The sequence below is a fragment of the Paracoccus broussonetiae genome, from assembly GCF_031854425.1.
GTDB classification, from domain to species: Bacteria; Pseudomonadota; Alphaproteobacteria; order Rhodobacterales; family Rhodobacteraceae; genus Paracoccus; species Paracoccus broussonetiae.
Map to the genome: position 1 here is coordinate 90,965 of NZ_JAVRQI010000010.1, position 23,249 is coordinate 114,213.

The 23,249-nt window shown below is 64.0% G+C and carries 25 protein-coding genes; 3 read left to right on the top strand and 22 right to left on the bottom strand.

From position 1 onward, the window contains the following. Positions 1–2 precede the first annotated feature (2 nt). The 15 genes from nuoH to uvrA all read right to left on the bottom strand — a co-directional run bounded on the left by nuoH (position 3) and on the right by uvrA (position 14,354). Positions 3–1,040 carry an NADH-quinone oxidoreductase subunit NuoH gene (gene nuoH / locus RM190_RS13990; RefSeq protein WP_311760072.1) on the bottom strand — a complete coding sequence of 346 codons (1,038 nt, stop codon included), beginning with the start codon at positions 1,038–1,040 and terminating at the stop codon, positions 3–5. A gap of 18 nt (positions 1,041–1,058) precedes the next feature. Beyond that, positions 1,059–1,835: a hypothetical protein gene (locus tag RM190_RS13995; RefSeq protein WP_311760073.1), complete on the bottom strand. Its 777-nt coding sequence runs from the start codon at positions 1,833–1,835 to the stop codon at positions 1,059–1,061. A gap of 7 nt (positions 1,836–1,842) precedes the next feature. Beyond that, entirely contained in the window at positions 1,843–3,861 is a 2,019-nt protein-coding gene (nuoG, locus tag RM190_RS14000; protein ID WP_311760074.1) for an NADH-quinone oxidoreductase subunit NuoG, read from the bottom strand. 139 nt (positions 3,862–4,000) lie between these two features. Then, positions 4,001–4,435, bottom strand: coding sequence for a hypothetical protein (locus tag RM190_RS14005; RefSeq protein ID WP_311760075.1), 435 nt, complete (start codon positions 4,433–4,435; stop codon positions 4,001–4,003). An 8-nt stretch (positions 4,436–4,443) separates the two neighbouring features. Further along, on the bottom strand, positions 4,444–4,848 hold the full coding sequence (locus RM190_RS14010) for a DUF5333 domain-containing protein (RefSeq protein ID WP_311760076.1): 405 nt from the start codon (positions 4,846–4,848) through the stop codon (positions 4,444–4,446). A gap of 174 nt (positions 4,849–5,022) precedes the next feature. Continuing rightward, positions 5,023–6,318 carry an NADH-quinone oxidoreductase subunit NuoF gene (gene nuoF, locus RM190_RS14015; protein ID WP_311760077.1) on the bottom strand — a complete coding sequence of 432 codons (1,296 nt, stop codon included), beginning with the start codon at positions 6,316–6,318 and terminating at the stop codon, positions 5,023–5,025. A gap of 16 nt (positions 6,319–6,334) precedes the next feature. After that, positions 6,335–6,589: a DUF5337 domain-containing protein gene (locus RM190_RS14020; protein ID WP_311760078.1), complete on the bottom strand. Its 255-nt coding sequence runs from the start codon at positions 6,587–6,589 to the stop codon at positions 6,335–6,337. Then, on the bottom strand, positions 6,589–7,353 hold the full coding sequence (locus tag RM190_RS14025; RefSeq protein WP_311760079.1) for a hypothetical protein: 765 nt from the start codon (positions 7,351–7,353) through the stop codon (positions 6,589–6,591). Before RM190_RS14025 ends, RM190_RS14020 begins: the two co-directional genes overlap by 1 nt. Before the next feature lie 25 nt (positions 7,354–7,378). Next, positions 7,379–8,122, bottom strand: a complete 744-nt coding sequence (nuoE, locus tag RM190_RS14030; protein WP_311760080.1) for an NADH-quinone oxidoreductase subunit NuoE — start codon at positions 8,120–8,122, stop codon at positions 7,379–7,381. Then, positions 8,122–9,360, bottom strand: coding sequence for an NADH-quinone oxidoreductase subunit D (locus RM190_RS14035; protein WP_311760081.1), 1,239 nt, complete (start codon positions 9,358–9,360; stop codon positions 8,122–8,124). The genes nuoE and RM190_RS14035 overlap by 1 nt, the downstream gene beginning before the upstream one ends. A 52-nt stretch (positions 9,361–9,412) precedes the next feature. Beyond that, entirely contained in the window at positions 9,413–10,030 is a 618-nt protein-coding gene (locus RM190_RS14040; RefSeq protein ID WP_311760082.1) for an NADH-quinone oxidoreductase subunit C, read from the bottom strand. Positions 10,031–10,033: 3 nt separating this feature from the next. Further along, the gene (locus RM190_RS14045; protein WP_172645167.1) at positions 10,034–10,567 is read right to left on the bottom strand and encodes a NuoB/complex I 20 kDa subunit family protein; all 534 of its coding nucleotides are present in this window, start codon (positions 10,565–10,567) and stop codon (positions 10,034–10,036) included. Then, complete coding sequence (locus tag RM190_RS14050) at positions 10,558–10,923, bottom strand: NADH-quinone oxidoreductase subunit A (RefSeq protein ID WP_311760083.1); 366 nt, start codon at positions 10,921–10,923, stop codon at positions 10,558–10,560. Before RM190_RS14050 ends, RM190_RS14045 begins: the two co-directional genes overlap by 10 nt. Positions 10,924–11,118: 195 nt before the next feature. After that, entirely contained in the window at positions 11,119–11,493 is a 375-nt protein-coding gene (locus RM190_RS14055; RefSeq protein WP_311760084.1) for a DUF4260 domain-containing protein, read from the bottom strand. Then, positions 11,490–14,354, bottom strand: coding sequence for an excinuclease ABC subunit UvrA (gene uvrA / locus RM190_RS14060; RefSeq protein ID WP_311760085.1), 2,865 nt, complete (start codon positions 14,352–14,354; stop codon positions 11,490–11,492). Before uvrA ends, RM190_RS14055 begins: the two co-directional genes overlap by 4 nt. Before the next feature lie 137 nt (positions 14,355–14,491). Between uvrA and RM190_RS14065 the strand changes: the two genes are divergently transcribed. Beyond that, the gene (locus tag RM190_RS14065; protein WP_311760086.1) at positions 14,492–14,992 is read left to right on the top strand and encodes a molybdopterin-dependent oxidoreductase; all 501 of its coding nucleotides are present in this window, start codon (positions 14,492–14,494) and stop codon (positions 14,990–14,992) included. Here the strand turns inward: RM190_RS14065 and moaA are convergent, their stop codons facing one another. Further along, the gene (moaA, locus tag RM190_RS14070) at positions 14,993–16,000 is read right to left on the bottom strand and encodes a GTP 3',8-cyclase MoaA (RefSeq protein WP_311760087.1); all 1,008 of its coding nucleotides are present in this window, start codon (positions 15,998–16,000) and stop codon (positions 14,993–14,995) included. A gap of 152 nt (positions 16,001–16,152) precedes the next feature. Here moaA and RM190_RS14075 point away from each other — a divergent pair, with 152 nt between their 5' ends. Continuing rightward, the gene (locus RM190_RS14075) at positions 16,153–16,686 is read left to right on the top strand and encodes a hypothetical protein (RefSeq protein WP_311760088.1); all 534 of its coding nucleotides are present in this window, start codon (positions 16,153–16,155) and stop codon (positions 16,684–16,686) included. Here the strand turns inward: RM190_RS14075 and RM190_RS14080 are convergent. From RM190_RS14080 to RM190_RS14105, 6 genes are all read right to left on the bottom strand, one after another. Continuing rightward, on the bottom strand, positions 16,674–17,378 hold the full coding sequence (locus tag RM190_RS14080) for a DNA alkylation repair protein (RefSeq protein ID WP_311760089.1): 705 nt from the start codon (positions 17,376–17,378) through the stop codon (positions 16,674–16,676). The genes RM190_RS14075 and RM190_RS14080 overlap by 13 nt on opposite strands. A gap of 110 nt (positions 17,379–17,488) precedes the next feature. Continuing rightward, positions 17,489–18,778 carry a PQQ-dependent sugar dehydrogenase gene (locus RM190_RS14085; protein ID WP_311760090.1) on the bottom strand — a complete coding sequence of 430 codons (1,290 nt, stop codon included), beginning with the start codon at positions 18,776–18,778 and terminating at the stop codon, positions 17,489–17,491. 293 nt (positions 18,779–19,071) lie between these two features. Beyond that, positions 19,072–19,686 carry an SCO family protein gene (locus RM190_RS14090; RefSeq protein ID WP_311760091.1) on the bottom strand — a complete coding sequence of 205 codons (615 nt, stop codon included), beginning with the start codon at positions 19,684–19,686 and terminating at the stop codon, positions 19,072–19,074. Further along, positions 19,673–20,653, bottom strand: coding sequence for a copper chaperone PCu(A)C (locus RM190_RS14095; RefSeq protein WP_311760092.1), 981 nt, complete (start codon positions 20,651–20,653; stop codon positions 19,673–19,675). Before RM190_RS14095 ends, RM190_RS14090 begins: the two co-directional genes overlap by 14 nt. A gap of 35 nt (positions 20,654–20,688) precedes the next feature. Then, positions 20,689–21,120: a hypothetical protein gene (locus tag RM190_RS14100; protein ID WP_311760093.1), complete on the bottom strand. Its 432-nt coding sequence runs from the start codon at positions 21,118–21,120 to the stop codon at positions 20,689–20,691. A 94-nt stretch (positions 21,121–21,214) separates the two neighbouring features. Beyond that, positions 21,215–21,622 (bottom strand): metallopeptidase family protein, encoded by a 408-nt coding sequence (locus RM190_RS14105; protein WP_311760094.1) that lies wholly within the window; start codon positions 21,620–21,622, stop codon positions 21,215–21,217. Positions 21,623–21,699: 77 nt separating this feature from the next. On the opposite strand from RM190_RS14105, the gene gltX reads away from it, so the two are divergent. Continuing rightward, entirely contained in the window at positions 21,700–23,025 is a 1,326-nt protein-coding gene (gene gltX / locus RM190_RS14110) for a glutamate--tRNA ligase (RefSeq protein WP_311760095.1), read from the top strand. Positions 23,026–23,249: the final 224 nt, after the last annotated feature.

Sequence of the window (23,249 nt, forward strand, 5' to 3'; positions counted from 1 at the left end):
GCTTACCCTCCGACCGCGAAGCGGGCCCAGAAACCGCCAAGGACTTGGTAACGGGCAAGGATGGCGATCAGCACGACCCAGCCAAGCGACAGGGGCAGGAACACCTTCCAGCCGATCCGCATGAGTTGGTCGTAGCGGTAGCGCGGCACGATCGCCTTGACCATCGCGAACATGTAGAACCAGAACCACATCTTGATGACCATCCACCACCAGCCGTCGGCGATGAACGGGACGGGCGACAGCCAGCCGCCGAAGAACAGCAGCGAAAGCAGCGCGCACATCAGATAGATGGCGATGTATTCACCTGCCATGAACAGCAGATAGGGCGTGGACGAATACTCGACCATGTGGCCGGCGACCAGTTCCGATTCCGCCTCGGCAAGGTCGAAGGGCGGGCGGTTCGTTTCGGCCAGGGCCGAGACGAAGAACAGAACGACCATCGGCAGGTGCGGCAGCCAGTACCAGTTCAGCAGGCCATAGCTGCCCTTCTGCGCATGGACGATCTCGGTCAGGTTCATCGACCCGGTCGAGATGATGACGCCGATGATGATCAGGCCCATCGAGACCTCGTACGAGATCATCTGCGAGGCCGACCGCAGCGACGCCAGGAACGGATATTTCGAGTTCGACGCCCAACCGCCCATGATCGAGCCATAAACCTCGAGCGAGGAGGCCGCGAAGACGAACAGGATGCCGACATTGATGTTGGCCATGACCCAGCCTTCGTCGAAGGGGATCACGACAAAGGCGAACAGCGCCAGCATCATCGAAAGGAACGGCGCAAGGAAGAAGATGAACTTGTCGGCACCGGCCGGGATCACGATTTCCTTGACGATATACTTCAGCGCATCGGCGAAGGTCTGCAGCAGGCCCCAGGGGCCAACCACGTTCGGTCCGCGGCGCATCTGCACGGCCGCCCAGATTTTGCGGTCGCCATAGACCATGAAAATCAGCGAGCCCATGACGAAGGCGATCACCGCCAGGCCCTGAAGAAGCAGGCTCAGCGCGAAACCGTAGGATGAGGCCCAGAATTCAGCCATGATCTTTCGTCCCTCTCATCACGCTGCGGGAATGCCGCGCGACTTGCATTCCTGCAAGGTGTCTTTCGTTGTCATCACCGTCAGCCCCATCGGCTTCGCCCCTGACAGGGTGAAAACCGAACCGACGACCATCTTGCCATTGCGTTTTTCGCGCAGGGTCCGGATGTGGCGGGCGAATGGGGTTCCATTCGCATCCGCCCAATTGGCCAGCGCGCATGTGGCATAGGCGAACGCCGTGTCGGCGTCCACCCCACCACGAAGATTTGCGGTCACTTCCACCAGGCTGTCCCCCGATTTCTTCCGGCTGGGATAGGCCTTGACCATGGCCCCCTCGAAATCCTTGGGATCCGCCTTGAAGGTTGTGGGCAGGCCAAGCCGCATCGGTTTCGTCCGCGCCTTGAACTCGGCCAGCGCCTTTTCCTGCGCGGTCGGACCACGCGGGCTGACCGGCCCCAGCGAGGCGACGCCCGACAGATCGAGCCCCAGGTTGTCGTTCAGAGCCGCCAGATCCGCCTCGGTCACGGCAAAGGCATCGCGGCCTTCGGGACTGTCCAGCGTCATCTCGGACACCGACCCGTCGGGTTCGAGAATCAGGATGTCGCCGGACTTGGTCGAAATCCGCCCACGCGTCAGCACCTGCTTGTCCGGCGCGCCCGCATCACTTTGCAGGACCGCGACATTCAGTTGCTGCGGCTTGGCCGGAGGCCGCGAATCGACGCTGTGATCCGAGCCGCAGCCCGCCAGCATCGACGCGATCAGACCAAAGCCAAGCAGTCCCCCGATGCGGCTCGCCATTCAGTGTTCACTCCGCTGCCAGTGCGGGCGCCTTCCGCGCCGCTGCCATCGCCGAAAGCTCTCCCATCAGCGGCGACGAGCGCGCGATCGGGTTCGTCAGGTAGAAATCGGCGACGGCCAGCCGGAACCCGGCCTTGCCCATGTCGCGCAGTTCAAGAGCCTGCCATTCGTTCGCGGGCACACGATCGATCTGCGCCAGATGCGGAACGGCCTCGACCAACTTGCGGCGCAGACCCGCCAGGCTGTCCCAAGGCTGGGTTTTGCCCAGTTCGGCCGACAGCGCGCGCAGGATCGCCCAGTTCTCCTTGCCCTCGCCCGGCGCGAAGTTCGCACGCATGGCAAGCTGCGGGCGACCTTCGGTGTTCACGAACAGGCCACTTTCCTCGGTATAGCAGGCAGCGGGCAGGATGATGTCGGCACGATGCGCGCCGCGGTCGCCGTGGCTGCCCTGATAGATCACGAACGGACCAGCCGCGATGTCGATCTCGTCCGCGCCAAGGTTATAGATCACCTCGGCACCGTCGATGGCGGCGCTGAGCCCGCCTTCGGTCACCGCACCCACGTCCATCGCGCCAACGCGGCTCGCGGCGCTGTGCAGCACCAGCAACTTGCAATCGCCCAGTTCGCAGATCCGCATCGCATGGGCCAGCACAGCCTCGCCATCCGCCTCGTTCAAGGCGCCCTGCCCGACGATCACGATGCCCGGCGCGCCATCCTTGTCGGCCAGGTCCTGTTTCAGTAGGTCGGCCAGCGCGGCGCGGTCGGTGCCCAGATGGGCATAGTCGAAGGTCAGATCCACAGCCTCGCCGATCAGCGCAATCTGCGCGCCGCCAGCCCAGGCCTTGCGGATGCGCGAGTTCAGCACCGGTGCTTCTTCACGCGGGTTGGTGCCGATCAGCAGGATGCGCTTGGCGCTGTCGATATCCTCGATCGCGGCATTGCCGACATAGGCCGAGCGGTTGCCGGCGGGCAGGCGCGCGCCGTCGGTCCGGCATTCGACCTTGCCGCCCAGCCCCTCGACCAGTTGCTTCAGGCTGAAGGCAGCCTCGACCGGAACCAGATCGCCGACGAGACCCGCAACCTTCTTGCCCTTCATCGCGCGGGCGACGGCATCCAGCGCCTCGGGCCAGGTGGCGGCACGAAGCTTGCCGTTTTCGCGGATATAGGGCTTGTCCAGACGCTGGCGGCGCAGGCCGTCCCAGACGAAGCGGGTCTTGTCGTTGATCCACTCTTCGTTCACGCCGTCATGGTTGCGCGGCAGGATGCGCATGACTTCGCGACCCTTGGTATCGACCCGGATGTTCGAGCCGAGCGCGTCCATGACGTCGATCGACTCGGTCTTGGTCAGTTCCCACGGGCGGGCGGTGAAGGCATAGGGCTTGCTGACCAGCGCGCCGACCGGGCACAGGTCGATGATGTTGCCCTGCATGTTCGAAACCAGCGTCTCGTTCAGATAGCTGGTGATCTCGCTGTCTTCGCCGCGACCGGTCTGGCCCATCTGGGTGATGCCCGCGACCTCGGTCGTGAAGCGCACGCAGCGGGTGCACGAAATGCAGCGGGTCATGTGGGTTTCGACCAGCGGACCCAGGTTCAGGTCCTCGGACGCGCGCTTCGGTTCACGGTAGCGGCTGAAATCGACGCCATAGGCCATTGCCTGGTCCTGCAGGTCGCATTCGCCACCCTGGTCGCAGATCGGGCAGTCCAGCGGGTGGTTGATGAGCAGGAACTCCATCACCCCCTCGCGGGCCTTCTTGACCATGGGCGAATTCGTCTTGATCTCGGACGGTGCGCCATCCGGGCCGGGGCGAAGGTCCTTGACCTGCATCGCGCAAGAGGCGGCGGGCTTCGGCGGGCCGCCGACCACTTCGACAAGGCACATGCGGCAGTTGCCGGCGATCGACAACCGCTCGTGATAGCAGAAGCGCGGCACCTCGATCCCGGCCTGCTCGCAGGCCTGGATCAGGGTCATGTTCGGATCGACCTCGATAATCTTGTCGTCGATCTTGAGCTTGCGAAGATCTGCCATCTTGTCTTTCCTTATCCGTCGCGGTGGCGAAGCATCGCCTGACCGGCACCATGTCCGGCAGTTTCCGCACGATGTAAATGCTGGCCGAAGGCTGGCCCGGTTTTCTGTGCCGTCGTTGTGGTCATGTGCCCCGCATCCATCATTTCACCCGCGTGAAGGCGCGGGGCAGGATGGTCGGCAGCGCACGGTCGTCAAGATTGTCACGGGTGATCTCGACGCTCATCTCGTCGCTCCCCCCGTCGAAATAGACCATGGCGTAGACCGGCGAGGCGGTATTGTATTTCACGCGCCGGTTGGCGTCGGTCGTGTAGCGGGTGCCATCGGCGCGCCAGCAGGTGATCAGCGCGCCCTTGGCATTTCCGGTCACACGCAGCATCGGCTTGCCCGCCACGTTGCGGGTGACGTTGGTGCGCACGCCCGGCCCCTCGGCATTGCACTTGATGTCGGTGGGCGCGAAGGTCGAGAAGCTCAGGTAGAACTTCTGCGAGGTCGGCGTGAAGGGACCGGCGAAGGCATCCCCTGCGATCATCGCGGCGGCCGATGCAGCCATGAGGCCCAGTCCGATGCGGTTCATCCACTTTTTCATTTCGCCACCAGGAAGCTGCCGATCAAATTCTTGTCGGCGATCGCCTTGCGGCCAATGGCGCAAAAGCTTTCGGGATCGCCCTTTCTCGCACCGTTCTGGGTCAGATAGTCCTCAGCCACGGCATAGATGCGCTTCTTGTCTGCCTTGCTGTCAAGAAAGGCATCGATCTCTTTGGTGGAATAGCCCTTGTCCTGGGCATAGCGCTTCAGCTTGCGCGCCTCGCCATAGGCGTAAATGATCCGCGCATTGATGGTCGGGCATTCGCGCCGGATCCGGTCTGCGATGCGGGCCGAGATCAGGCGGTCGTTGATATGCTTTTCCTGACTCAGCGGTTCCAGCGCGAAAGCCGGGCCAGCGGTCAAAAGCGTCGCGGCGATCAATGCGGCAGCGATGGGTTTCATGGCAAATGCCTCCTTGTCATGGCGCTTCGTCATAACATGGGGGCCATTCGCACCCGGCTCACCAAGGCGCGATACATCCGTGATCCTCCCGTTCCGGCAGGCGCGCAAACGCGCGGGGTCCCCCGAGGGGGACCGCCTTGCCGAAAGCTGAAGGAAGGAACGGACCATCCGGTTTTACTCCGCCGCCATGGCGCCCATGCGCCCGGTGCGTTTCGCCTTGATGCGATCCTCGATCTCCTCGCGGAAATTGCGGATCAGGCCCTGAATCGGCCATGCCGCCGCGTCGCCCAGGGCGCAGATGGTGTGGCCTTCAACCTGCTTGGTCACGTCGAAGAGCATGTCGATTTCTTCGACCTCGGCTTCGCCCCGGACCAGGCGGTCCATGACGCGCATCATCCAGCCGGTGCCTTCGCGGCAGGGAGTGCACTGGCCACAGCTTTCATGCTTGAAGAACTTCGACAGCCGCCAGATCGCCTTGATGATGTCGGTGTCCTGATCCATCACGATCATGCAGGCCGTGCCAAAGGACGAACGCAGCTCGCGCATCCCGTCATAGTCCATGATGGCGTTTTCGCATTGCTCGGCGGTCAGCACCGGGCAGGATGCACCACCGGGAATGACGGCCTTGAGGTTCTTCCAGCCGCCGCGGACGCCGCCGCCATGCTTCTCGATTAGCTCGCGCATGGGGATCGACATCGCCTCTTCGACGACGCAGGGGGCGTTGACGTGGCCGGTCAGGCCGAACAGCTTGACGCCCGCGTTGTTCGGACGGCCAAAGCCCGCGAACCATTCGCCGCCGCGCCGCAGGATGGTCGGGACCACCGCGATCGATTCGACGTTGTTCACCGTGGTCGGGCAGCCGTAAAGGCCCGCGCCTGCCGGGAACGGAGGCTTCATCCGGGGCATGCCCTTCTTGCCTTCCAGCGACTCGATCAGCGCCGTTTCCTCGCCGCAGATATAGGCGCCGGCGCCGTGATGCAGATACAGGTCGAAATCCCAGCCCGAACCTGCCGCGTTCCGGCCCAGCAGGCCCGCGTCATAACATTCGTCGATGGCCAGCTGCAGCGCTTCACGCTCGCGGATGAATTCGCCGCGGATATAGATATAGGCCGCATGCGCCCCCATGGCGAAGCTGGCGATCAGCGCGCCTTCGATCAGCGTATGCGGATCGTGGCGCATGATCTCGCGGTCCTTGCAGGTCGCGGGTTCGGATTCGTCGGCGTTGATGACCAGATAGGACGGGCGCCCGTCCGATTCCTTGGGCATGAAGGACCATTTCATGCCGGTCGGGAAGCCCGCGCCACCGCGACCGCGCAGCCCCGAGGCTTTCATCTCGTTGATGATGTTGTCGCGTCCGCGCTGGATGATTCCGGCAGTGCCGTCCCAGTGGCCGCGCTTACGCGCCCCGGCCAGGCTGCGATCGCCCATGCCGTAGATGTTCGTAAAGATCCGGTCCTGATCGTTCAGCATCCCAAATTCATCCTTGTCACTGCGAGGGCGCATTGCGCCGCCGCCAGATCCGCCAGGTCACCAGAAGCGACCAGATCATGGCCCCCATCGCCACAAGATCGGCGAGAAAGGCGTATTTCGCGGGCCAGCCCATCTGGCCCCCCAACCATTGCACGGCGAGCCATGCCAGCATCGTCGCAGCGATCACCACCGCCACCAGCCGCATCTGGCCCGCATCCGCCCGGCGCGTTCCGGTCGCGCCCGACGGGCTATCCTTTGCCGCGCGGGGCATCAAGTCGCTTCGCCGCGGTCGACCGCGCGCGAATGTTCCGTCTCACCACCGGCGGCCAGGATGCGGGCCTGACCGACCCAGTCATCCGACTTGATCCGGCCGCCGCGATTGCCAAGCCGGCGCGCGAATCCCGCCTCGGTCTTGGCGTCCCAGGCCGCGATCTGGTCGAACCGGGTCACGCCCTGCTCGTTCAGCCAGACCGACAGCTTGCGGCCGATGCCCTTGATCCGCCTCAGGTCATCCGGAGCGGCAACCACGGCCTTGGCCGCGGCGGGTTTCGCAGGTGCGGCCTTTTTGGCCGCTGGCTTCGCGGGCTGGACCTTTTGCGGCGCGGCGGCAGCTGCAACCTCAGCCTTCGCGGGGGCAGGTGCTGCCGCCACGGGCTTCGGCGCGGGCTTCTGGCCACCAGCGCTGAACTCGCTCCAGTCCTTTGGCATCGCGCCTGCGACGATCGGCATCTGCGTCAGCGAGGTCGGCGCTTCCGGTCCCAGCGGACCCGAGGCCAACAGCGCCCCCGGCTGGCGATCCGCCACCCGGCGGTCCCAATCGGTGGCATTCGCCCCGTCTCTGGTCGCCGGAAACTCAAGCCGCTCGTCGCAAAGAAGCCAGACCATCATCGCGCCGAACAGAAGGAAGGTGACAAAGCCCAGGAACAGGCCGCCCGCCCAACCGAGATCACCGATCCCAGAGGTGAACAGAAGAACGATCACGCCCGCGATCGCCCCCAAGATCCAGCAATTCCTGTAGCAGTCCGATCGTGCCATCGTTTCCGCCTTCCTGCCGGCTTTGTCAGCCGTTCATACCATCCTTTGCCGCACCGGTCTTGTCCCCCTTGCCCAGCCAGGGCGTGGTCAGCTCGACCTCGGTACCGTCGATACGCTTGATCGTGTCGCCCAGCTTGACCGCCAGCGCGACGCTGGCGTTATGGGCCTCGCCCGACTCGCCCTTCAGCGTGGTCGGACCACCCAGCGGCTCGACCGAGAAGCGGCCGTTCTGCGGACCAGGCTGGGGGACCTCGCCAGCAGAGAAGCTGTCGATCAGCGCCGACAGTTTCTCGACCGTCAGGTCCTCATAGAAATCCTTGCCGATCTGGGCCATCGGCGCGTTGGTGCAGGCACCAAGACACTCGACCTCTTCCCAGCTGAATCGGCCATCGGCCGACAGCGTGTGTGCGGACGGTGCGATCTTTTCCTTGCAGACGCGGATCAGATCCTCGGCCCCGCAGATCATGCAGGTCGTGGTGCCGCAGATCTGGATATGGGCGACGGTCCCGACCGGATACAGCTGGAACATAAAGTAGAAGGTCGCGACTTCCAGCGCGCGGATATAGGCGATGCCCAGCAGGTTCGCGCAATATTCGATCGCCGGCCGCGACAGCCAGCCTTCCTGTTCCTGCGCACGCCACAGGATCGGGATGATCGCCGATTGCTGGCGGCCTTCCGGGAACTTGGTCATCTGGGCGCGGGCCCATTCAAGGTTCGCAGGCGTGAACTCGAACGAGTCCGGCTGGATTGGGGAAAGACGGCGCAGCATCAGCGGTCAACCTCTCCGAAAACGATATCAAGAGTGGCGATGATCGCCGGAACGTCGGCCAGCATGTGACCGTGCGACATCCAGTCGATCGACTGGAGATGGGCAAAACCCGGTGCCCGCAGCTTGGCACGCCACGGCTTGTTGGTGCCGTCCGAGACCATGTAGACGCCGAATTCGCCCTTGGGCGCCTCGACCGCGGCATAGACCTCGCCCGCCGGAACCTTGAAGCCCTCGGTGTAAAGCTTGAAGTGGTGGATCAGGCTTTCCATGTCGCGCTTCATGTCCGTGCGCTTCGGCGGCGTCAGTTTGCCGCGCGCCAGCACGTCGCCCGCGGGTTCCGCGCGCAGCTTCTGGATGGCCTGCTTCATGATCTTGGTCGATTCCCGCATCTCAGCCATGCGGCACAGGAAGCGGTCATAGCAGTCGCCGGCCTTGCCGACCGGAATCTGGAAGTCGAACTCGTCGTAGCACTCGTAAGGCTGGCTGCGGCGCAAGTCCCAGGCCAGGCCCGAACCGCGCACCATGACGCCGGTATAGCCCCATTGCAGGCAGTCTTCCTCGGTCACGATGCCGATATCGACCAGGCGCTGCTTGAAGATCCGGTTCTCGGTCAGCAGCGTATCAAGGTCATCGACCAGACGCGGGAAGCGTTCGCACCATTCCTCGATGTCGTCCAGCAGATCCGGGGACAGATCCTGATGGACGCCGCCCGGACGGAAATAGGCTGCGTGCAGACGTGCACCGCTGGCCCGCTCATAGAAGATCATCAGTTCTTCGCGGGCCTCGAAGCCCCAAAGCGGCGGGGTCAGCGCGCCAATGTCCAGCGCACCAGTGGTCAGACCCATCAGGTGGTTCAGGATCCGGCCGATTTCCGAAAAAAGCACCCGGATCAGGCTGGCGCGGCGCGGAATGACCGTGCCGGTCAGACGCTCGATCGCCAGGCACCATGCATGTTCCTGGTTCATCGGCGCCACGTAATCGAGGCGGTCCAGATAGGGCAGGTTCTGCAGATAGGTGCGGCTTTCCATCAGCTTCTCGGTGCCGCGATGCAGCAGGCCGATATGCGGATCGGCGCGTTCGACGATCTCGCCGTCCAGTTCCAGCACCATGCGCAGCACGCCGTGCGCCGCCGGGTGCTGGGGACCGAAGTTGATGTTGAAGTTGCGGATGCTTTGTTCGCCGGTCAGGGCGTCCACGGATCCGTCGTCATAGCTGTTCTTGTGGATGTCGCCGTCCATGGTCATCCCTTACATGCGATGCGTGGCGCGCAGGAATGCTGCGCCGCTGCGGTCACTTCTTCGCCTCAGGCGCCTTCTCGTCACCCGGAAGCACGTATTTCGCGCCTTCCCACGGGGACAGGAAGTCGAACTGGCGATATTCCTGAACAAGATTCACGGGCTCATAGACCACGCGCTTCTCATCGTCGTTCCAGCGCACTTCGACATATCCCGTGGTCGGGAAGTCCTTGCGCAGCGGATGGCCGCGGAAGCCATAGTCGGTGATGATGCGCCGCAGGTCCGGGTGGCCCGAGAACAGGATGCCGAACATGTCGAAAATCTCGCGCTCGTACCAGTTTGCGCCGGGGAAGACCCCGCACAGGCTGGAGACGATCTCGTCCTCGCGGGTCTGGATCTTCACGCGAATGCGCTGGTTCTGATACATCGACAGCAGGTGATAGACCACGTCGAAGCGCGCCGGGCGCGACGGGTTGTCGACCGCGGTGATGTCGATCAGCGTCGAGAAACGGCAATTCGCGTCATTGCGCAGGAACTCGATCAGCCCGACGATCCCCGAAGGAGTTGCCGTGACCGTCAGTTCCTCGAACGCGATCTCGGTCGAGATGACGTCGTTCGAACGGCGCAAAGAGATATGCTCGGCCAATTCGGCCAAGGCAGAAATATCGACCATGGCTTACCTCACCAACGTGCCGGTGCGCCGGATGCGGCGCTGAAGTTGCAGGATGCCGTAAAGCAGCGCCTCGGCAGTGGGCGGGCAGCCCGGAACGTAGATATCGACCGGCACGATGCGGTCGCAGCCACGAACCACGGAATAGGAATAATGGTAATAGCCGCCGCCATTGGCGCAGCTGCCCATCGAGATGACGTAGCGCGGCTCGGGCATCTGGTCATAGACCTTGCGCAGCGCCGGGGCCATCTTGTTCGTCAGCGTACCCGCGACGATCATCAGGTCCGACTGGCGCGGAGAGGCGCGCGGGGCTGTCCCGAAGCGTTCAAGGTCATAACGCGGCATCGAGGTCTGCATCATCTCGACCGCGCAGCAGGCCAGGCCGAAGGTCATCCAGTGCAGCGAGCCGTTGCGCGCCCAGTTGATGATGTCCTCGGTCGTGGTCAGCAGGAAGCCCTTGTCCTGCAGTTCACGGTTCAGTTCCGCAGTGGCGAATTCACGATCCGCACCGGCCGTGTTGGCACCGGTCATCACGCCCATTCCAGCGCCCCTTTCTTCCATTCATAGGCAAAGCCAACCGTCAGGACCGCCAGGAAAACCATCATCGACCAGAACGCGACTTCGGTCAGGCCGGCAAAGCTGACGGCCCAGGGGAACAGGAACGCGACTTCCAGGTCGAAGATGATGAACAGGATCGAGACCAGGTAGAACCGGATGTCGAATTTCATCCGCGCATCGTCGAAGGCGTTGAACCCGCATTCATATGCGCTGACCTTCTCCGGGTCCGGGTTACGGACGGCTACGATGGCGGCGGCCAGAATCAGCACGATCGCCAGAGCCGAGGCCATTCCCAGAAAGACCAGGATCGGCAGATATTCTTGCAGCAGGTATTCCACTGGAGTTGGGCTCCCTTTCACTCGCAGGAACCCGGTTGGCGCCCCGCGATGGGTTTGGCTGACGCCCCTTTAGCCCCGCCCGCGGGCAGGGTCAACGGTGAGGGCGCCACGTTCGACATTGTAGCGATCCGCCCTGCCCCGCACCACAGCCAAGCCGCGGGCCTGCGCCGCAAAACGGGACAGAAACCAAGTTTTTCAGTCGGAACCGGTTCCCTGGATCCGACCCAGATGGGTGTCGCGAAAGCCGCTTGGCAGTTTCAGGCCATAACCCAGGGCGCGATCTGCACCGATATGGGCAAGCCAAAGCCCCCCGGCCGAAATCAGTGCAGTCGATCCTGCGGCCACGCCCAGCATCATCAGCAGAAAGGGCAAGGCGTAAAGATGCGCCGCGTTATAGACCACTGCGCCGATCCGGTTCCCCGCGAGATAACCCGCGATCGACAGGTCCGGCGCAAGAAAAGCGACAAGCCACGCCCACCACGGCCAATCCGGAGAGGCGAATCCCGCCGCCAGCACCCCGCCCAGCGCGATTCCCGCCCCTTCGGCCCGCTGCCAGATGCGCGCGCTCACTCGGCCGCCCGGCGACGCGCGGCTTCCAGCATGGGGCCAAGATACAGGCCGGTATGGCTTTCGGGGATCTCGGCCACCTGCTCGGGAGTGCCGGTCGCGACGATGCGCCCGCCGCCGTCACCCCCCTCGGGACCGATGTCGATGATCCAGTCGGCGGTCTTGATCACATCCAGGTTATGTTCGATCACCACGACCGTGTTGCCCTGGTCAACCAGCGAATGCAGGACCTCCAGCAACTTGCGCACGTCTTCGAAATGCAGGCCGGTGGTCGGCTCGTCCAGGATGTAAAGCGTCTTGCCCGTGGCGCGGCGCGACAGTTCCTTGCTGAGCTTCACCCGCTGCGCTTCGCCCCCGGACAGGGTGGTCGCCTGCTGGCCGACCTTGACATAGCCCAGACCCACCTCGACCAGCGCATCCATCTTTTCGCGGATCGAGGGCACGGCGCGGAAGAATTCCTGCGCATCCTCGACCGTCATGTCCAGCACGTCGGCAATGGACTTGCCCTTGAAATGGACCTCCAGCGTCTCGCGGTTGTAGCGCTTGCCCTTGCAGGTTTCGCAGGTGACGTAGACATCGGGCAGGAAGTGCATCTCGATCTTGATGACGCCGTCGCCCTGACAGGCCTCGCAGCGCCCGCCCTTGACGTTGAAGCTGAACCGCCCCGGCTTGTATCCGCGCGCCTTTGATTCCGGCAGCCCCGCATACCAATCGCGAATATATGTATAGGCGCCGGTATAGGTCGCGGGATTCGACCGCGGCGTCCGTCCGATCGGGCGCTGGTCGATGTCGATCACCTTGTCCAGCAACTCCAGCCCCTTGATCGTCTCGCAGGGGGCGGGTGTCTGGCGCGCGCCGTTCAGGCGCAGGCTGGCGGTCTTGAACAGCGTCTCGATCGTCAGGGTCGACTTGCCGCCACCTGAGACGCCGGTGACGCAGACGAACTTGCCCAGCGGGAACTCGGCGGTGACGTTCTTCAGGTTGTTGCCGGTCGCGCCGACCACCTTGATCGACTTGCCCTTGCCCTTGCGACGCTCGTCCGGGACATGGATTTCGCGCATGCCGGACAGGTATTGCCCCGTCAGACTGTCCGCGTTCGAGGCGATTTCGGCCGGCGTTCCCTTGGCGACCACCGCGCCACCATGCACGCCCGCACCCGGCCCCATGTCGAAGACGTAATCTGCATGGCGGATCGCATCCTCGTCATGCTCGACCACCAGGACCGAGTTGCCCTGGTCGCGCAGCCCCTTCAGCGTGGCCAGAAGGCGGTCGTTATCGCGCTGGTGCAGCCCGATCGAGGGTTCGTCCAGCACATAAAGCACGCCGGTCAGCCCGCTGCCGATCTGGCTTGCCAGCCGGATACGCTGGCTTTCTCCGCCCGACAGCGTGCCCGCAGCCCGCGACAGGGTCAGGTAATCCAGCCCCACATTCACCAGGAAACCCAGCCGCTCGCGGATTTCCTTGAGAATGGCGTGGGCGATTTCATTCTTCTGCTTCGTCAGCTGGTTCGGCGCACTCTCGACCCAGGCCAGCGCTTCGCGGATGGAAAGCTGGGTGACATTGCCGATATGGGCGCCCGCGATTTTCACCGCCAGCGCCTCGGGCTTCAGGCGAAACCCTTCGCAGACGCCGCAGGGGCGGTTGTTCTGATACTTCTCGAACTCCTCGCGCACCCAGGACGAATCACTTTCGCGCAGGCGTCGCTCCATGTTTGGAATGATCCCCTCGAACTGGCGGGTGACTTCATAGACGCGCCCCGCATCGTCGAAACGGAAGGGAATCTCGTCGTCGCCCGAGCCACGCAGGAACATCTGCTGCACATTCTCGGGCAGATCCTTCCACGGGGTCTTGCGGTCAAACCCGTAATGCTTGGCCAGCGCATTGATGGTCTGCGTCAGATATGCCGATTTCGACTTGGCCCAAGGAGCAAGTGCACCCTGCGCGACGGAAAGCGCCTGATCCGGCACGATCAACCGTTCGTCGAAGAACAGTTCGACCCCCAGCCCATCGCAAGCGGGGCAAGCCCCGAAGGGCGCGTTAAAGGAAAACAGCCGCGGCTCGATCTCGGGGATGGTGAAACCCGAAACCGGACAGGCGAAATTCTCGCTGAAGGTGATACGCTCGGGCTCGCCTTCTCCCTCCGAGGGTGCGGTTTCCAGCAGCGCAATCCCATCGGCCAGATCAAGCGCAGTGCGGAAACTGTCGGCCAGCCGAGTCTCCATCCCCTCGCGCACGACGATCCGGTCAACGACGACGTCGATATTGTGTCGGAATTTCTTGTCGAGGGTCGGCGGCTCGTCCAGTTCATGGAACTCGCCATTCACCTTGACGCGCTGGAAGCCCTGCTTGCGCAGCTCAAGAAATTCCTTCTTGTACTCGCCCTTGCGGTCGCGAACGATCGGGGCCAGCAGATAGGCGCGCGTGCCATCGGCCATTTCCATGACGCGGTCGACCATGTCCTGCACCTGCTGCGCCTCGATCGGCAGGCCGGTCGCGGGTGAGTAAGGGGTGCCCGCGCGCGCAAACAGAAGCCGCAGATAGTCATAGATCTCTGTCACCGTGCCCACGGTCGAGCGCGGATTCTTGGACGTCGTCTTCTGCTCGATGGAGATCGCCGGGGAAAGACCGCTGATATGGTCCACATCCGGCTTGCCCATCATGTCCAGGAACTGGCGCGCATAGGCAGACAGGCTTTCGACATAGCGCCTTTGCCCTTCGGCATAGATCGTGTCGAATGCCAGGCTGGACTTGCCGCTGCCCGACAGACCGGTGATCACCACCAGCTTGTCGCGCGGGATGTCCATGTCCACGTTCTTCAGATTGTGTTCGCGCGCGCCGCGAACCTCGATGAACTTCTGTTCCATCGTCACGTCCTGATTCCGCCAAGCGAATGAGATAGGCATCACACGGGAAATGGCAACCCAAACCGGAACAACTCGGGAACATTTTCGCTCTTCGCAAACCTGTTGCCCGGCCAGTGGGCTTCTGCTAGCGTCTCGTTATGCACCGTCAGACACATCGAATCCGCGCGCTCCTCCCCGGCCTGCTCGCCCTGACCCTTGCGGGGGTCCCTTGGGCGGGCAGTGCCTGGGCGGCGGAACAGGCCGTGTTGAACGGGCCGGATGGCAAGGTCGTGAACCTGACCGCGACGATGCTTGCCGCCCTGCCCCCGACCGAGGCCACGACGGCCTATCGCAGTTCGAAGGGAATCGAAGCGGGCGTCTACAAGGGCGTATTGCTGTGGGATCTGCTGCAAGCCGAGGGCATTCTGGATCAGGACCACAAGACGGCGCTGCGCCATGTCCTGCTGGTGACGGCGGGCGACGGTCATCAGGTCGCCTTCTCGATCGGAGAGATTGCCCCCGATTTCGGCAACCGCCCGATCCTGCTGGCCTATGAGATGAATGGCGCGCCGATCCCCGACGGCTTGCGCATGGTGGTTCCGGGCGATCTGCGCGGTGCGCGTCACATCAAGGACATCACCACGCTGGACTGGCGCTGATCAGCCGCCGGTATGGCTCATGTGGCGGCTCATCTGCCCCGCGACCTGTTGACGCGAATAGTCGAAATCATGCCCCTTGGGCTTGCGCGTAATCGCGTCGCGGATCGCCGCGACAAGAGCGGCGTCGTCTTCGCTGGCGCGCAGCGGCGCGCGCAGGTCGGCGCGATCCTCCTGCCCCAGGCACATGAACAGCTCGCCGGTGCAGGTGACGCGGACGCGGTTGCAGCTTTCACAGAAATTATGCGTGAGCGGCGTGATGAAGCCGACTTTCTGCCCGGTTTCCTCGATCCGGACATAGCGCGCAGGACCACCGGTGCGCTCGGCCAGCGGAGTCAGGGTGAACCTGTCCTCCAGCTTCCGGCTCAAATCGGAAAGCGGCCAATACTGGCCCAACCGGTCGGTTTCCTCCATGTCGCCCATCGGCATGACCTCGATGAAGGTCAGGTCATGGTCGTTCCGCGCGCACCAGTCCAGCAAGGGGAAAAGCTCATCCTCGTTGAAACCCTTCAGGGCGACGGTGTTGATCTTCACGCGCAGCCCGGCGGCCGTCGCGGCCTCGATGCCCTCCATCACCTGCTGAAGCCGCCCCCATCGGGTGATGCGGCCGAAACGCTCGGCATCCAGCGTATCGAGCGAGACATTGACCCGCCGCACACCGCAGGCCGCAAGCTCATCGGCGAAACGCGCAAGCTGGCTGCCATTGGTGGTCAGTGTCAACTCATCCAGCCCTCGCCCCAGATGGCGGGACATGGCGCGGAAGAACTCCATGACGCCGCGCCGGACCAAAGGCTCGCCGCCCGTGATGCGCAGCTTGCGCACGCCCAGTCCGACAAAGGCCGAACACAGCCGATCCAGTTCCTCCAGCGTCAGAAGGTCACGCTTGGGCAGGAACTGCATGTGCTCGGTCATGCAATAGGTACAGCGGAAATCGCAGCGGTCCGTGACCGAGACCCGAAGATAGGTGATCGGTCGGGCAAAGGGGTCGATCAGGGGGGTATGCGCGTCCATGGCCACAAGATAGGCACGGGGTCGTATCGGCACAACCCGGCCGATCGGTTAACGGTGTTGCAACCAAGTTGATGGGTTGCGGTGGACAGGGCGGCGGTCGAAAGGCTAGCCTTTTTCGGGATTTCAACGACGATTGACGGGGGCCATCGACCATGACCAAGCCGTTCCTGCGCTTCTGCGGCATCCTGATGACCCTGGCCCTTGCGGCTTGCAACCAGGGGGACAGCGCCCGGCGCCCCGGTTCGGGCGGAACCGCGGCGGATGATATCGGTGTCACGACCGAATCCGCGGCCATCGCCGGGGCGACCGCGCCGCGCAGTTCGGGCAAGACGGTGGGCGTCTCAAGCATCGGCGTGGGCGGCGCGCAAAGCGTCGCGCAGCTCGACACTACCACCGGCGCGGAACAGGCCAGGGCTGCGGCCCCCGCAAGTGCGGGCCGCAAGCTGGGCGTGACCATCGCGTCGCTGGGCGATCCTTCGGAATCGGGCTTCTGGATCAAGACACCGCTGGTGAAGACGGAAACCGGTGGCCGGATCGTGAACCCGGCCAATGGGAAATCGGCGAATGTGCGGTTGATCCCTCTGGGTGGTCCGGCCAGCGGCGGCAGCCAGGTCTCGCTTCCAGCGCTGCAGATGCTTGGCGTCAGCCTGACCGACCTGCCCGAGATTGAGGTTTACGAAGGCTGAGCCGGGTTTTCCCGCTTCTTGATCCAGCGCGCGGCCTCGCGCCGGGCAAAGGGCTTCAGGCGCGCGCCGTGGGCATCCAGCCATTCGGTGACGCGTTGCGGATCGTGCTTCGACAAGTCGCGCAGCCACCAGCCGATGGCTTTCTGGATAAACGGCTGGCGGTCGTCCGCCAGGCGCTCCAGCCAGCCAAGGACGCGTTCGCGCCGTGCCAGATCGGCGGGCTTGGGGTTGCGCAGGCGTGTCCAGGGCAAGGTGCCGACCAGCGCCGCGCGGCGCACCCAGAAGACGGGGTGATCCAGCCACGTTTCTACCTCGTCCAGACGATCGGGATCGGCCAGCAGCCGCCGCTCACCCGCCTTCATCGCGTGATCTGCGATCGCCCAGGCATCAAACTGCGGCACCCATGAGGCAATGAGCCGCCATACCTCGTCATCGGGGCGAATGCGAGCCTGCACCAGCAGCTTGGATGCGGCAACGCGCGCCTCGTGAATGTCGCTGTCCCACAGGGCGCTTGCCAGCGCGACCCGCCCGGCCACGTCCAGATCGGCCCGCCAGGTGCGCGCAAGTTCGTCGATTGTCGGCACCGCGACGCCAAGATAGACACGCGGCGCCTTGTGATAGGCCGCCATCTCGGCCGCCTTGGTTTCGTCGCCCAAAGCCCGCAATTCGGCAATCTGCTGCAGTTCCGTCATCGTTGCCTCCTTGGTGCCCGGTCGGAACCTGCCTGAAATTCCCTGCGACGGCAAATGTCAACGCCGGGCGCGACGTCGCGCCCGACCGAAGGCTCGCTAAGGCGCAGAAATCAGGCGCCTGTAACCCGCCAGATCACATCGCCGACATCGTCGGCCATCAGCAGCGACTTGCCGTCCGGCCCGACCGCCACCCCAACCGGGCGGCCATACGAGACCTTTTCATCTTCGGACAGGAAGCCCGACAGGATGTCCCGCGACGGGCCGCAGGGCTTGCCGTCCGCGAAGGGCACGAAGATCAGCTTGTAGCCGCTGAGGATCGAGCGATTCCACGAACCGTGCTGGCCGATCACCATACCGTCTGGGAATCCGGGCAGCGTGCCCGCAGGCATCCAGCACAGCCCCAGCGAGGCAGTGTGCCCGCCCAGCGCGTAATCCGGTTGCAGCGCGCTGGCCACCAGACGCGGGTCCTGCGCGACCCGGTCATCGACCGTCTTGCCCCAATAGCAATAGGGCCAGCCATAGAACCCGCCGTCGCGCACCGAAGTCAGGTAGTCGGGCGGCGTTTCGTCACCCAGCCCGTCGCGCTCGTTCACCACCGTCCACAGCGCGTCCGTCTGCGGCTCCCATGCCAGACCTACGGGATTGCGCAGGCCTCCGGCAAAGATCCGGGCCTTGCCGCTTTCCAAATCCAGCTCCCAGATCGCGGCGCGGCCTTCTTCGGCCGCCATGCCCTCATCCCCGATATTGCTTTGCGAACCGACACCCGCGTAGATCCGCTTGCCATCGCTCGACGCGATCAGGCTGCGTGTCCAATGACCGCCGGGCTTGAACTCGACCAGCCGCTTGCCCGCACCCGCCAACCGCGCCGAGGCGTGGTCATAGGAAAAGGCCACGATCCCGTCGGTATTGCCCAGATAAAAGGTGTCGCCCACCAGCGCCATGCCGAAGGGCTGGTTCTGGTTCTCGACAAAGACCTCGCGATCCTCGGCCACGCCGTCGCCATCCTTGTCGCGCCACAGGGTCACGCGGTTCGCGCTGACACCGACCGCGCGCGCACGGCGCATGGTCGAGATCATCGCATGATCCATCAGCGAGCGCGGCTTGCGGTCGGCCTGCAATGCCTCGGCAACCAGCACGTCGCCATTCGGCAGAACCTCGATCCAGCGCGGGTGTTTCAGTTCCGTGGCGAAGGCATTGACCTTCAGCCCCGGTGCCGCGACTGGCGTCTGGCCCGGCGCCCAACCGCGCCCGGTCGGCATTTTCAGCGTCATGATGCCTTGCTGCTTCGCCACCGGAATCGCGGGGCTGGCGCCGAAGGCCGGCTTATGCGGAGAATCCTTGCGCCGCAGCGCCACCATGATCGCGCCGACCGCAGCCGTCGCCTTTGCCATCAGATCCATCTCGGCCCTCCGCTTGTTTGCGCCAAGCTAGCCATGCACGGCCAAGGGTCAAGGCCCCGGGGAAAACACCTGGGGGTAAATCCAAGCAAATTGATCAACTATTTGATTTGCATGTTCTTTCTTGACATGCCGCGGCCGCGTCCCTACCTCGGGTTCAGGAACGCGAGCCAGCGACGACGCCAGCCAGCCTTTTCCATCCCGCATCCCCGCCCGTCCCAGCCGCAAGCCAGGTCAAGCCAGGATCGCGCATGTGCCGATACCGGACCATCGGGCCCGGCATCGGCATTTCCAGTTCATTCCACCAGCTTCGCCAGGTTTGCCTGCACGCGCTCGGGCGCTTCCTGATACCCGATCAAGCCGGAATAGCGGCCATCCTTGTCGAACAGCAGGGTCATGGCGGAATGGTCCATGCTGTAATCACCGTTCTCGCCAGGAACCTTGCGGGCATAGACGCGGAACGCCTTGATCGCCTTGCCGACCTCTTCGGGCGAGCCGCTGACGCCGATCACGCCCGGCACCCACGAGACGTAGTCCTTGATCACCTCGGGCGTGTCGCGTTCGGGATCGACGGTGACGAAAAAGACCCGCAGGCTCTGCCCCTTCTTCGCAACCTCTTCCTGCCAGCCCGCGACCTCGCCCAGCGTGGTCGGGCAGACATCGGGGCAATGGGTGAAGCCGAAGAACACTGCCGAGGGCTGCCCCTTCAGGCTGTCCTGCGTAAACGTCGAGCCGTCGCTGGCAATCAGCTGATACTCGCCCCGGCCCATGTTGTCGGTGCCCGATTCGGACAGGACCTGCAGGCGTGGAGAGATCAGCTGGAACCATGCCAAGGCAAAGGCCGCGACCGCGACCAGCACCCAAAGAACGATGCGCAGCGGACGCAGCGAGCGGGGATCAGTGCTGGCCATGACCATCCCCCTTGGCATTCATCGGGCCGACCGGAAGCTGAAGCTCGACCGTGCCAGCCTTTTCGAACGTCAGCGTCACGGGCACGCTGTCGCCTTCGGCCAAGGGCTGCTTCAGCTCCATCAGCATCAGGTGCGTGCCACCGGGCTTCATCTCGACGCTGGCGCCTGCGGGCAAAGGCAGGCCATCCGTCAGGGGCCGCATCCGCATCACGTCGCCATCCATCGTCATCTCGTGGATCTCGACCTTGCCAGCCAACGGAGAGGTGGCCGAGACCAGCCGATCGTCGGACTGACCCGCATTCGTCACCGTCAGGTAACCTCCCCCGACGGGGGCCTTCGGGGCAGTGGCCCGCGAATAGGGCTGGGTGATGGAAAGATCGCCCAGTTGCACATCATGGCCCGCCGCGGCGACCGGGACTGTTTCCGCTGCCGCCGCGTGATGGCCATGACCGCCGCCCTTGGCCTCTGTCACCATCAGCGCTGGGGCCGGATTCTTGGCCTCCTCCGATCCGGTGACGTCGATCCAAGCCTCGCGCGCGCTGCCGCATTCCTGGATCGTCGGGAAATAGATCGTGCTGCCGGCAACGAGTTCCGGACCGACAGTGCCGCGGAACACGAATTCGTCATACCATTCATCCGGCAACTCGCTGCCCGACCAGACGATTTCGCGCACGCCCTTGCGCATCTCGGTGCCGTGATTGTCGAAGGGCCGGGCATAATCCCCGGTCACGGTCTTCAGTTGCCAGCCGGGCTTGGGCATCGGCTTCGCGTCATAGAACCCGTCGGGGATCTTGACGCGCAGGGTCTTGGTCGGCTTGCCGTCGCAGCCGTGACCGATCTTGATGACGGCCTTGTAGGTCGAGCCGGCAGGCGCCTCGGTTTTTTCCAGCCCGGCATGGGCCAGAACGGGGGCCGAGGTCAAAAGCAGCGCGCCGCCAGCCAAAGCAGCAAGGATATGAGTCTTCATTTGGGCATCCATTCGATGAAAAAGATTTGGGATCATCAGACGGATGCGGGCGGCCCCCTTGCCACCGGCGGCAGCGGGGCCAGCGACACGGCCGGGCCGCGCGGTGTCCTGCCGGGATCGAACGGATGGACCAGCGCCACCGGCGCCGGTAGGGCAGCGGGCGCGGAATCGTGCAGCGCCTGCGCATGGGGTGCCCAATCACAGGCCCCATGCAGGGCAAGTTCTCGATGGCGATCCAGTTCCGAGACTGGAAAGACGGTGCCATCCGGCGCGACCGCCATGTCGACGGGCAGGTCGCTGTCGCACAGGATCATTGTGATCCGGCCATTCGCGTCGCTGGCCAGCATCGTATCGGCCTGCACCAGCGAGAAACAGGCAAAGGGCCACAGCAGCGCCAGCGCGACCGCACGCAGCACCGGCAGGCGCCACGCGTTGGTTCGTGCTATGCGGGTGCGGCCGTTCCTCATCCCTGTCCCTGCCCCCTGGATCGCCACCTGCTGCCAGAAAAACACCGCCATGGAAAGGGATACGATTGTCGCACCAACCGGTCCGCGCGCGGGATTATTCCCACCAGCGGTCGATGGCGGCGATATCGGCGTCCGACCATCCGAAATGATGGGCGAATTCGTGAACGACGATATGGGAGACCAGCGCCCCCAGACTCACATTCCCGCGGCTGGCCCATTCATCGAGGATGGCACGCCGGAAAAGCCAGACCGTGTCCGGGAAATGTTGCGGGTCGCTGGCCGATTTTTCGGTCATGGGCACGCCGTCATAGAGGCCCGTCAATTCCAACGGGTCGTCGATCTCCAGCTCGTCCAGGAACTCCTCGGATGCGAAATCCTGGATCCGCAGGACGACCTGGGCCGCGGGACCGGCGAATTCCGGGGGCAGGCCCGCGATCGCCTCTCGAGCCAGCTCCTCGATCACGGTGGCGTCGGGGGATTCGGCGTTCTTCCAGTCAAGCATCGGCTAACCTCGTCTTTGGTCCCGATATGGACAAAAACCACGGTTTGTGAAAGAGCGAAGCCGACAGGAGACCTCCGATGACAACCACCCGCTTCGCTCCCTCCCCCACCGGCCATATCCATGTCGGCAACCTCCGCACCGCGTTGATGAACTATCTGATCGCGCGCAAAAGCGGTGGGACCTTCATCCTTCGGCTGGACGATACCGACCGCGAAAGGTCGAAACAGGAATATGCAGACGGCATCCAGCGCGATCTGGAATGGCTCGGCCTGACCTGGGACCGGATCGAACGCCAGTCCGACCGTCTGGACCGCTATGCCGAGGCCGCCGATGGCCTGCGCGCCGCAAACCGCCTTTACGAGGTCTTCGAGACCCCGACCGAGCTGGACCTGAAGCGCAAGAAGCAGCTGAACATGGGCAAGCCCCCGGTTTATGACCGCGCCGGGCTGAACCTTTCCGCTGACGAGATCGCGAAGCTGCGCGCCGAGGGCCGCGACGGTTACTGGCGCTTCCTGCTGGACCAGGAACGCATCGAATGGCCGGACGGCATCCTGGGCGACATCTCGATCGATGCGGCCTCGGTCTCGGACCCGGTGCTGATCCGCGCGGATGGCCAGGTGCTCTACACCTTTGCCAGCTCGGTCGATGACACCGACATGGGCGTCACCCATATCGTGCGTGGCGCGGACCACGTCACCAATACCGCGACCCAGATCCAGATCATCAAGTCGCTGGGCGGCACGCCGCCCTCCTTCGCCCATCACAGCCTTCTGACCGGCGCACAGGGCGAGGAACTGTCCAAGCGCCTTGGCGTGCTGGCGATCAAGGATCTGCGCGAGAACGGCGTCGCGCCCGAGGCGCTGCTGTCGCTGATGGCGCGTCTGGGTTCCTCGCAGCCGGTCGAGCTGCGCATGTCGCTGGACGAGCTGGCCGAAGGGTTCGAACTGTCGCAGTTCGGCGCCTCGCCCACCAAGTTCGACGCCGAAGACCTGTGGCCGCTAACCCGCGAAGCGAACCAGTCCCGCCCCTTCACCGAGGTCAAGGACCGCATCGCGGCGCTTGGCGTTCCCACCGACCAAGCCGAACGGTTCTGGCGCGTGGCGTCGCAGAACATCACCAAGCTCGACGATCTTGCCGGTTGGTGGGAGATCTTCTCGAAGGGTGCGGAACCGCAGATCGATCCCGAGGACGCCGATTTCATTGCGCAGGCGATGACCCTGCTGCCGCCGCCGCCCTATTCCGACACGTCTTGGAGCGAGTTCACCACCGCGGTGAAGGAAGCGACCGGCCGCAAGGGCAAGGGGCTGTTCATGCCGCTGCGCAAGGCGCTGACTGGTCAGGCCCATGGCCCGGACATGTCGGACGTGATGCCGCTGCTGCAGGTCGTCCGCGCCCGCGCCTGACGCCGGGACGATGACTACAAGGAAAGGGGGCGGGCCGCTGGTTCGCCCCTTTTTCTTTGCCCACAGCCCCGCTGTTCACATCCTGATCGACCTATGAACAAGGGTCCTTTTTCGCGCGCGCCATGAGGCGATCGGATCAATTGACAACTATCCACAAGGAATTGCGCCGCGGCGAAAAAAGTGTCGCGAATGCCCTTGACGCTTCCCGCCACTCGCCGTAGTTA

Bases quoted from the DNA above. Each gene is read 5' to 3' on its own strand.
- nuoH (WP_311760072.1), bottom strand. From the start codon at position 1,040: ATGGCTGAATTCTGGGCCTCATCCTACGGTTTCGCGCTGAGCCTGCTT.
- RM190_RS14005 (WP_311760075.1), bottom strand. From the start codon at position 4,435: ATGAACCGCATCGGACTGGGCCTCATGGCTGCATCGGCCGCCGCGATG.
- nuoE (WP_311760080.1), bottom strand. From the start codon at position 8,122: ATGCTGCGCCGTCTTTCCCCAATCCAGCCGGACTCGTTCGAGTTCACG.
- RM190_RS14040 (WP_311760082.1), bottom strand. From the start codon at position 10,030: ATGGTCGATATTTCTGCCTTGGCCGAATTGGCCGAGCATATCTCTTTG.
- moaA (WP_311760087.1), bottom strand. From the start codon at position 16,000: ATGGACGCGCATACCCCCCTGATCGACCCCTTTGCCCGACCGATCACC.
- RM190_RS13995 (WP_311760073.1), bottom strand. From the start codon at position 1,835: ATGGCGAGCCGCATCGGGGGACTGCTTGGCTTTGGTCTGATCGCGTCG.
- nuoG (WP_311760074.1), bottom strand. From the start codon at position 3,861: ATGGCAGATCTTCGCAAGCTCAAGATCGACGACAAGATTATCGAGGTC.
- RM190_RS14105 (WP_311760094.1), bottom strand. From the start codon at position 21,622: ATGCTTGACTGGAAGAACGCCGAATCCCCCGACGCCACCGTGATCGAG.
- RM190_RS14035 (WP_311760081.1), bottom strand. From the start codon at position 9,360: ATGGACGGCGACATCCACAAGAACAGCTATGACGACGGATCCGTGGAC.
- RM190_RS14010 (WP_311760076.1), bottom strand. From the start codon at position 4,848: ATGAAACCCATCGCTGCCGCATTGATCGCCGCGACGCTTTTGACCGCT.
- RM190_RS14100 (WP_311760093.1), bottom strand. From the start codon at position 21,120: ATGAGGAACGGCCGCACCCGCATAGCACGAACCAACGCGTGGCGCCTG.
- RM190_RS14090 (WP_311760091.1), bottom strand. From the start codon at position 19,686: ATGGCCAGCACTGATCCCCGCTCGCTGCGTCCGCTGCGCATCGTTCTT.
- uvrA (WP_311760085.1), bottom strand. From the start codon at position 14,354: ATGGAACAGAAGTTCATCGAGGTTCGCGGCGCGCGCGAACACAATCTG.
- nuoF (WP_311760077.1), bottom strand. From the start codon at position 6,318: ATGCTGAACGATCAGGACCGGATCTTTACGAACATCTACGGCATGGGC.
- RM190_RS14065 (WP_311760086.1), top strand. From the start codon at position 14,492: ATGCACCGTCAGACACATCGAATCCGCGCGCTCCTCCCCGGCCTGCTC.
- RM190_RS14020 (WP_311760078.1), bottom strand. From the start codon at position 6,589: ATGCCCCGCGCGGCAAAGGATAGCCCGTCGGGCGCGACCGGAACGCGC.
- gltX (WP_311760095.1), top strand. From the start codon at position 21,700: ATGACAACCACCCGCTTCGCTCCCTCCCCCACCGGCCATATCCATGTC.
- RM190_RS14045 (WP_172645167.1), bottom strand. From the start codon at position 10,567: ATGGGCGTGATGACCGGTGCCAACACGGCCGGTGCGGATCGTGAATTC.
- RM190_RS14025 (WP_311760079.1), bottom strand. From the start codon at position 7,353: ATGGCACGATCGGACTGCTACAGGAATTGCTGGATCTTGGGGGCGATC.
- RM190_RS14075 (WP_311760088.1), top strand. From the start codon at position 16,153: ATGACCAAGCCGTTCCTGCGCTTCTGCGGCATCCTGATGACCCTGGCC.
- RM190_RS14085 (WP_311760090.1), bottom strand. From the start codon at position 18,778: ATGGATCTGATGGCAAAGGCGACGGCTGCGGTCGGCGCGATCATGGTG.
- RM190_RS14080 (WP_311760089.1), bottom strand. From the start codon at position 17,378: ATGACGGAACTGCAGCAGATTGCCGAATTGCGGGCTTTGGGCGACGAA.
- RM190_RS14095 (WP_311760092.1), bottom strand. From the start codon at position 20,653: ATGAAGACTCATATCCTTGCTGCTTTGGCTGGCGGCGCGCTGCTTTTG.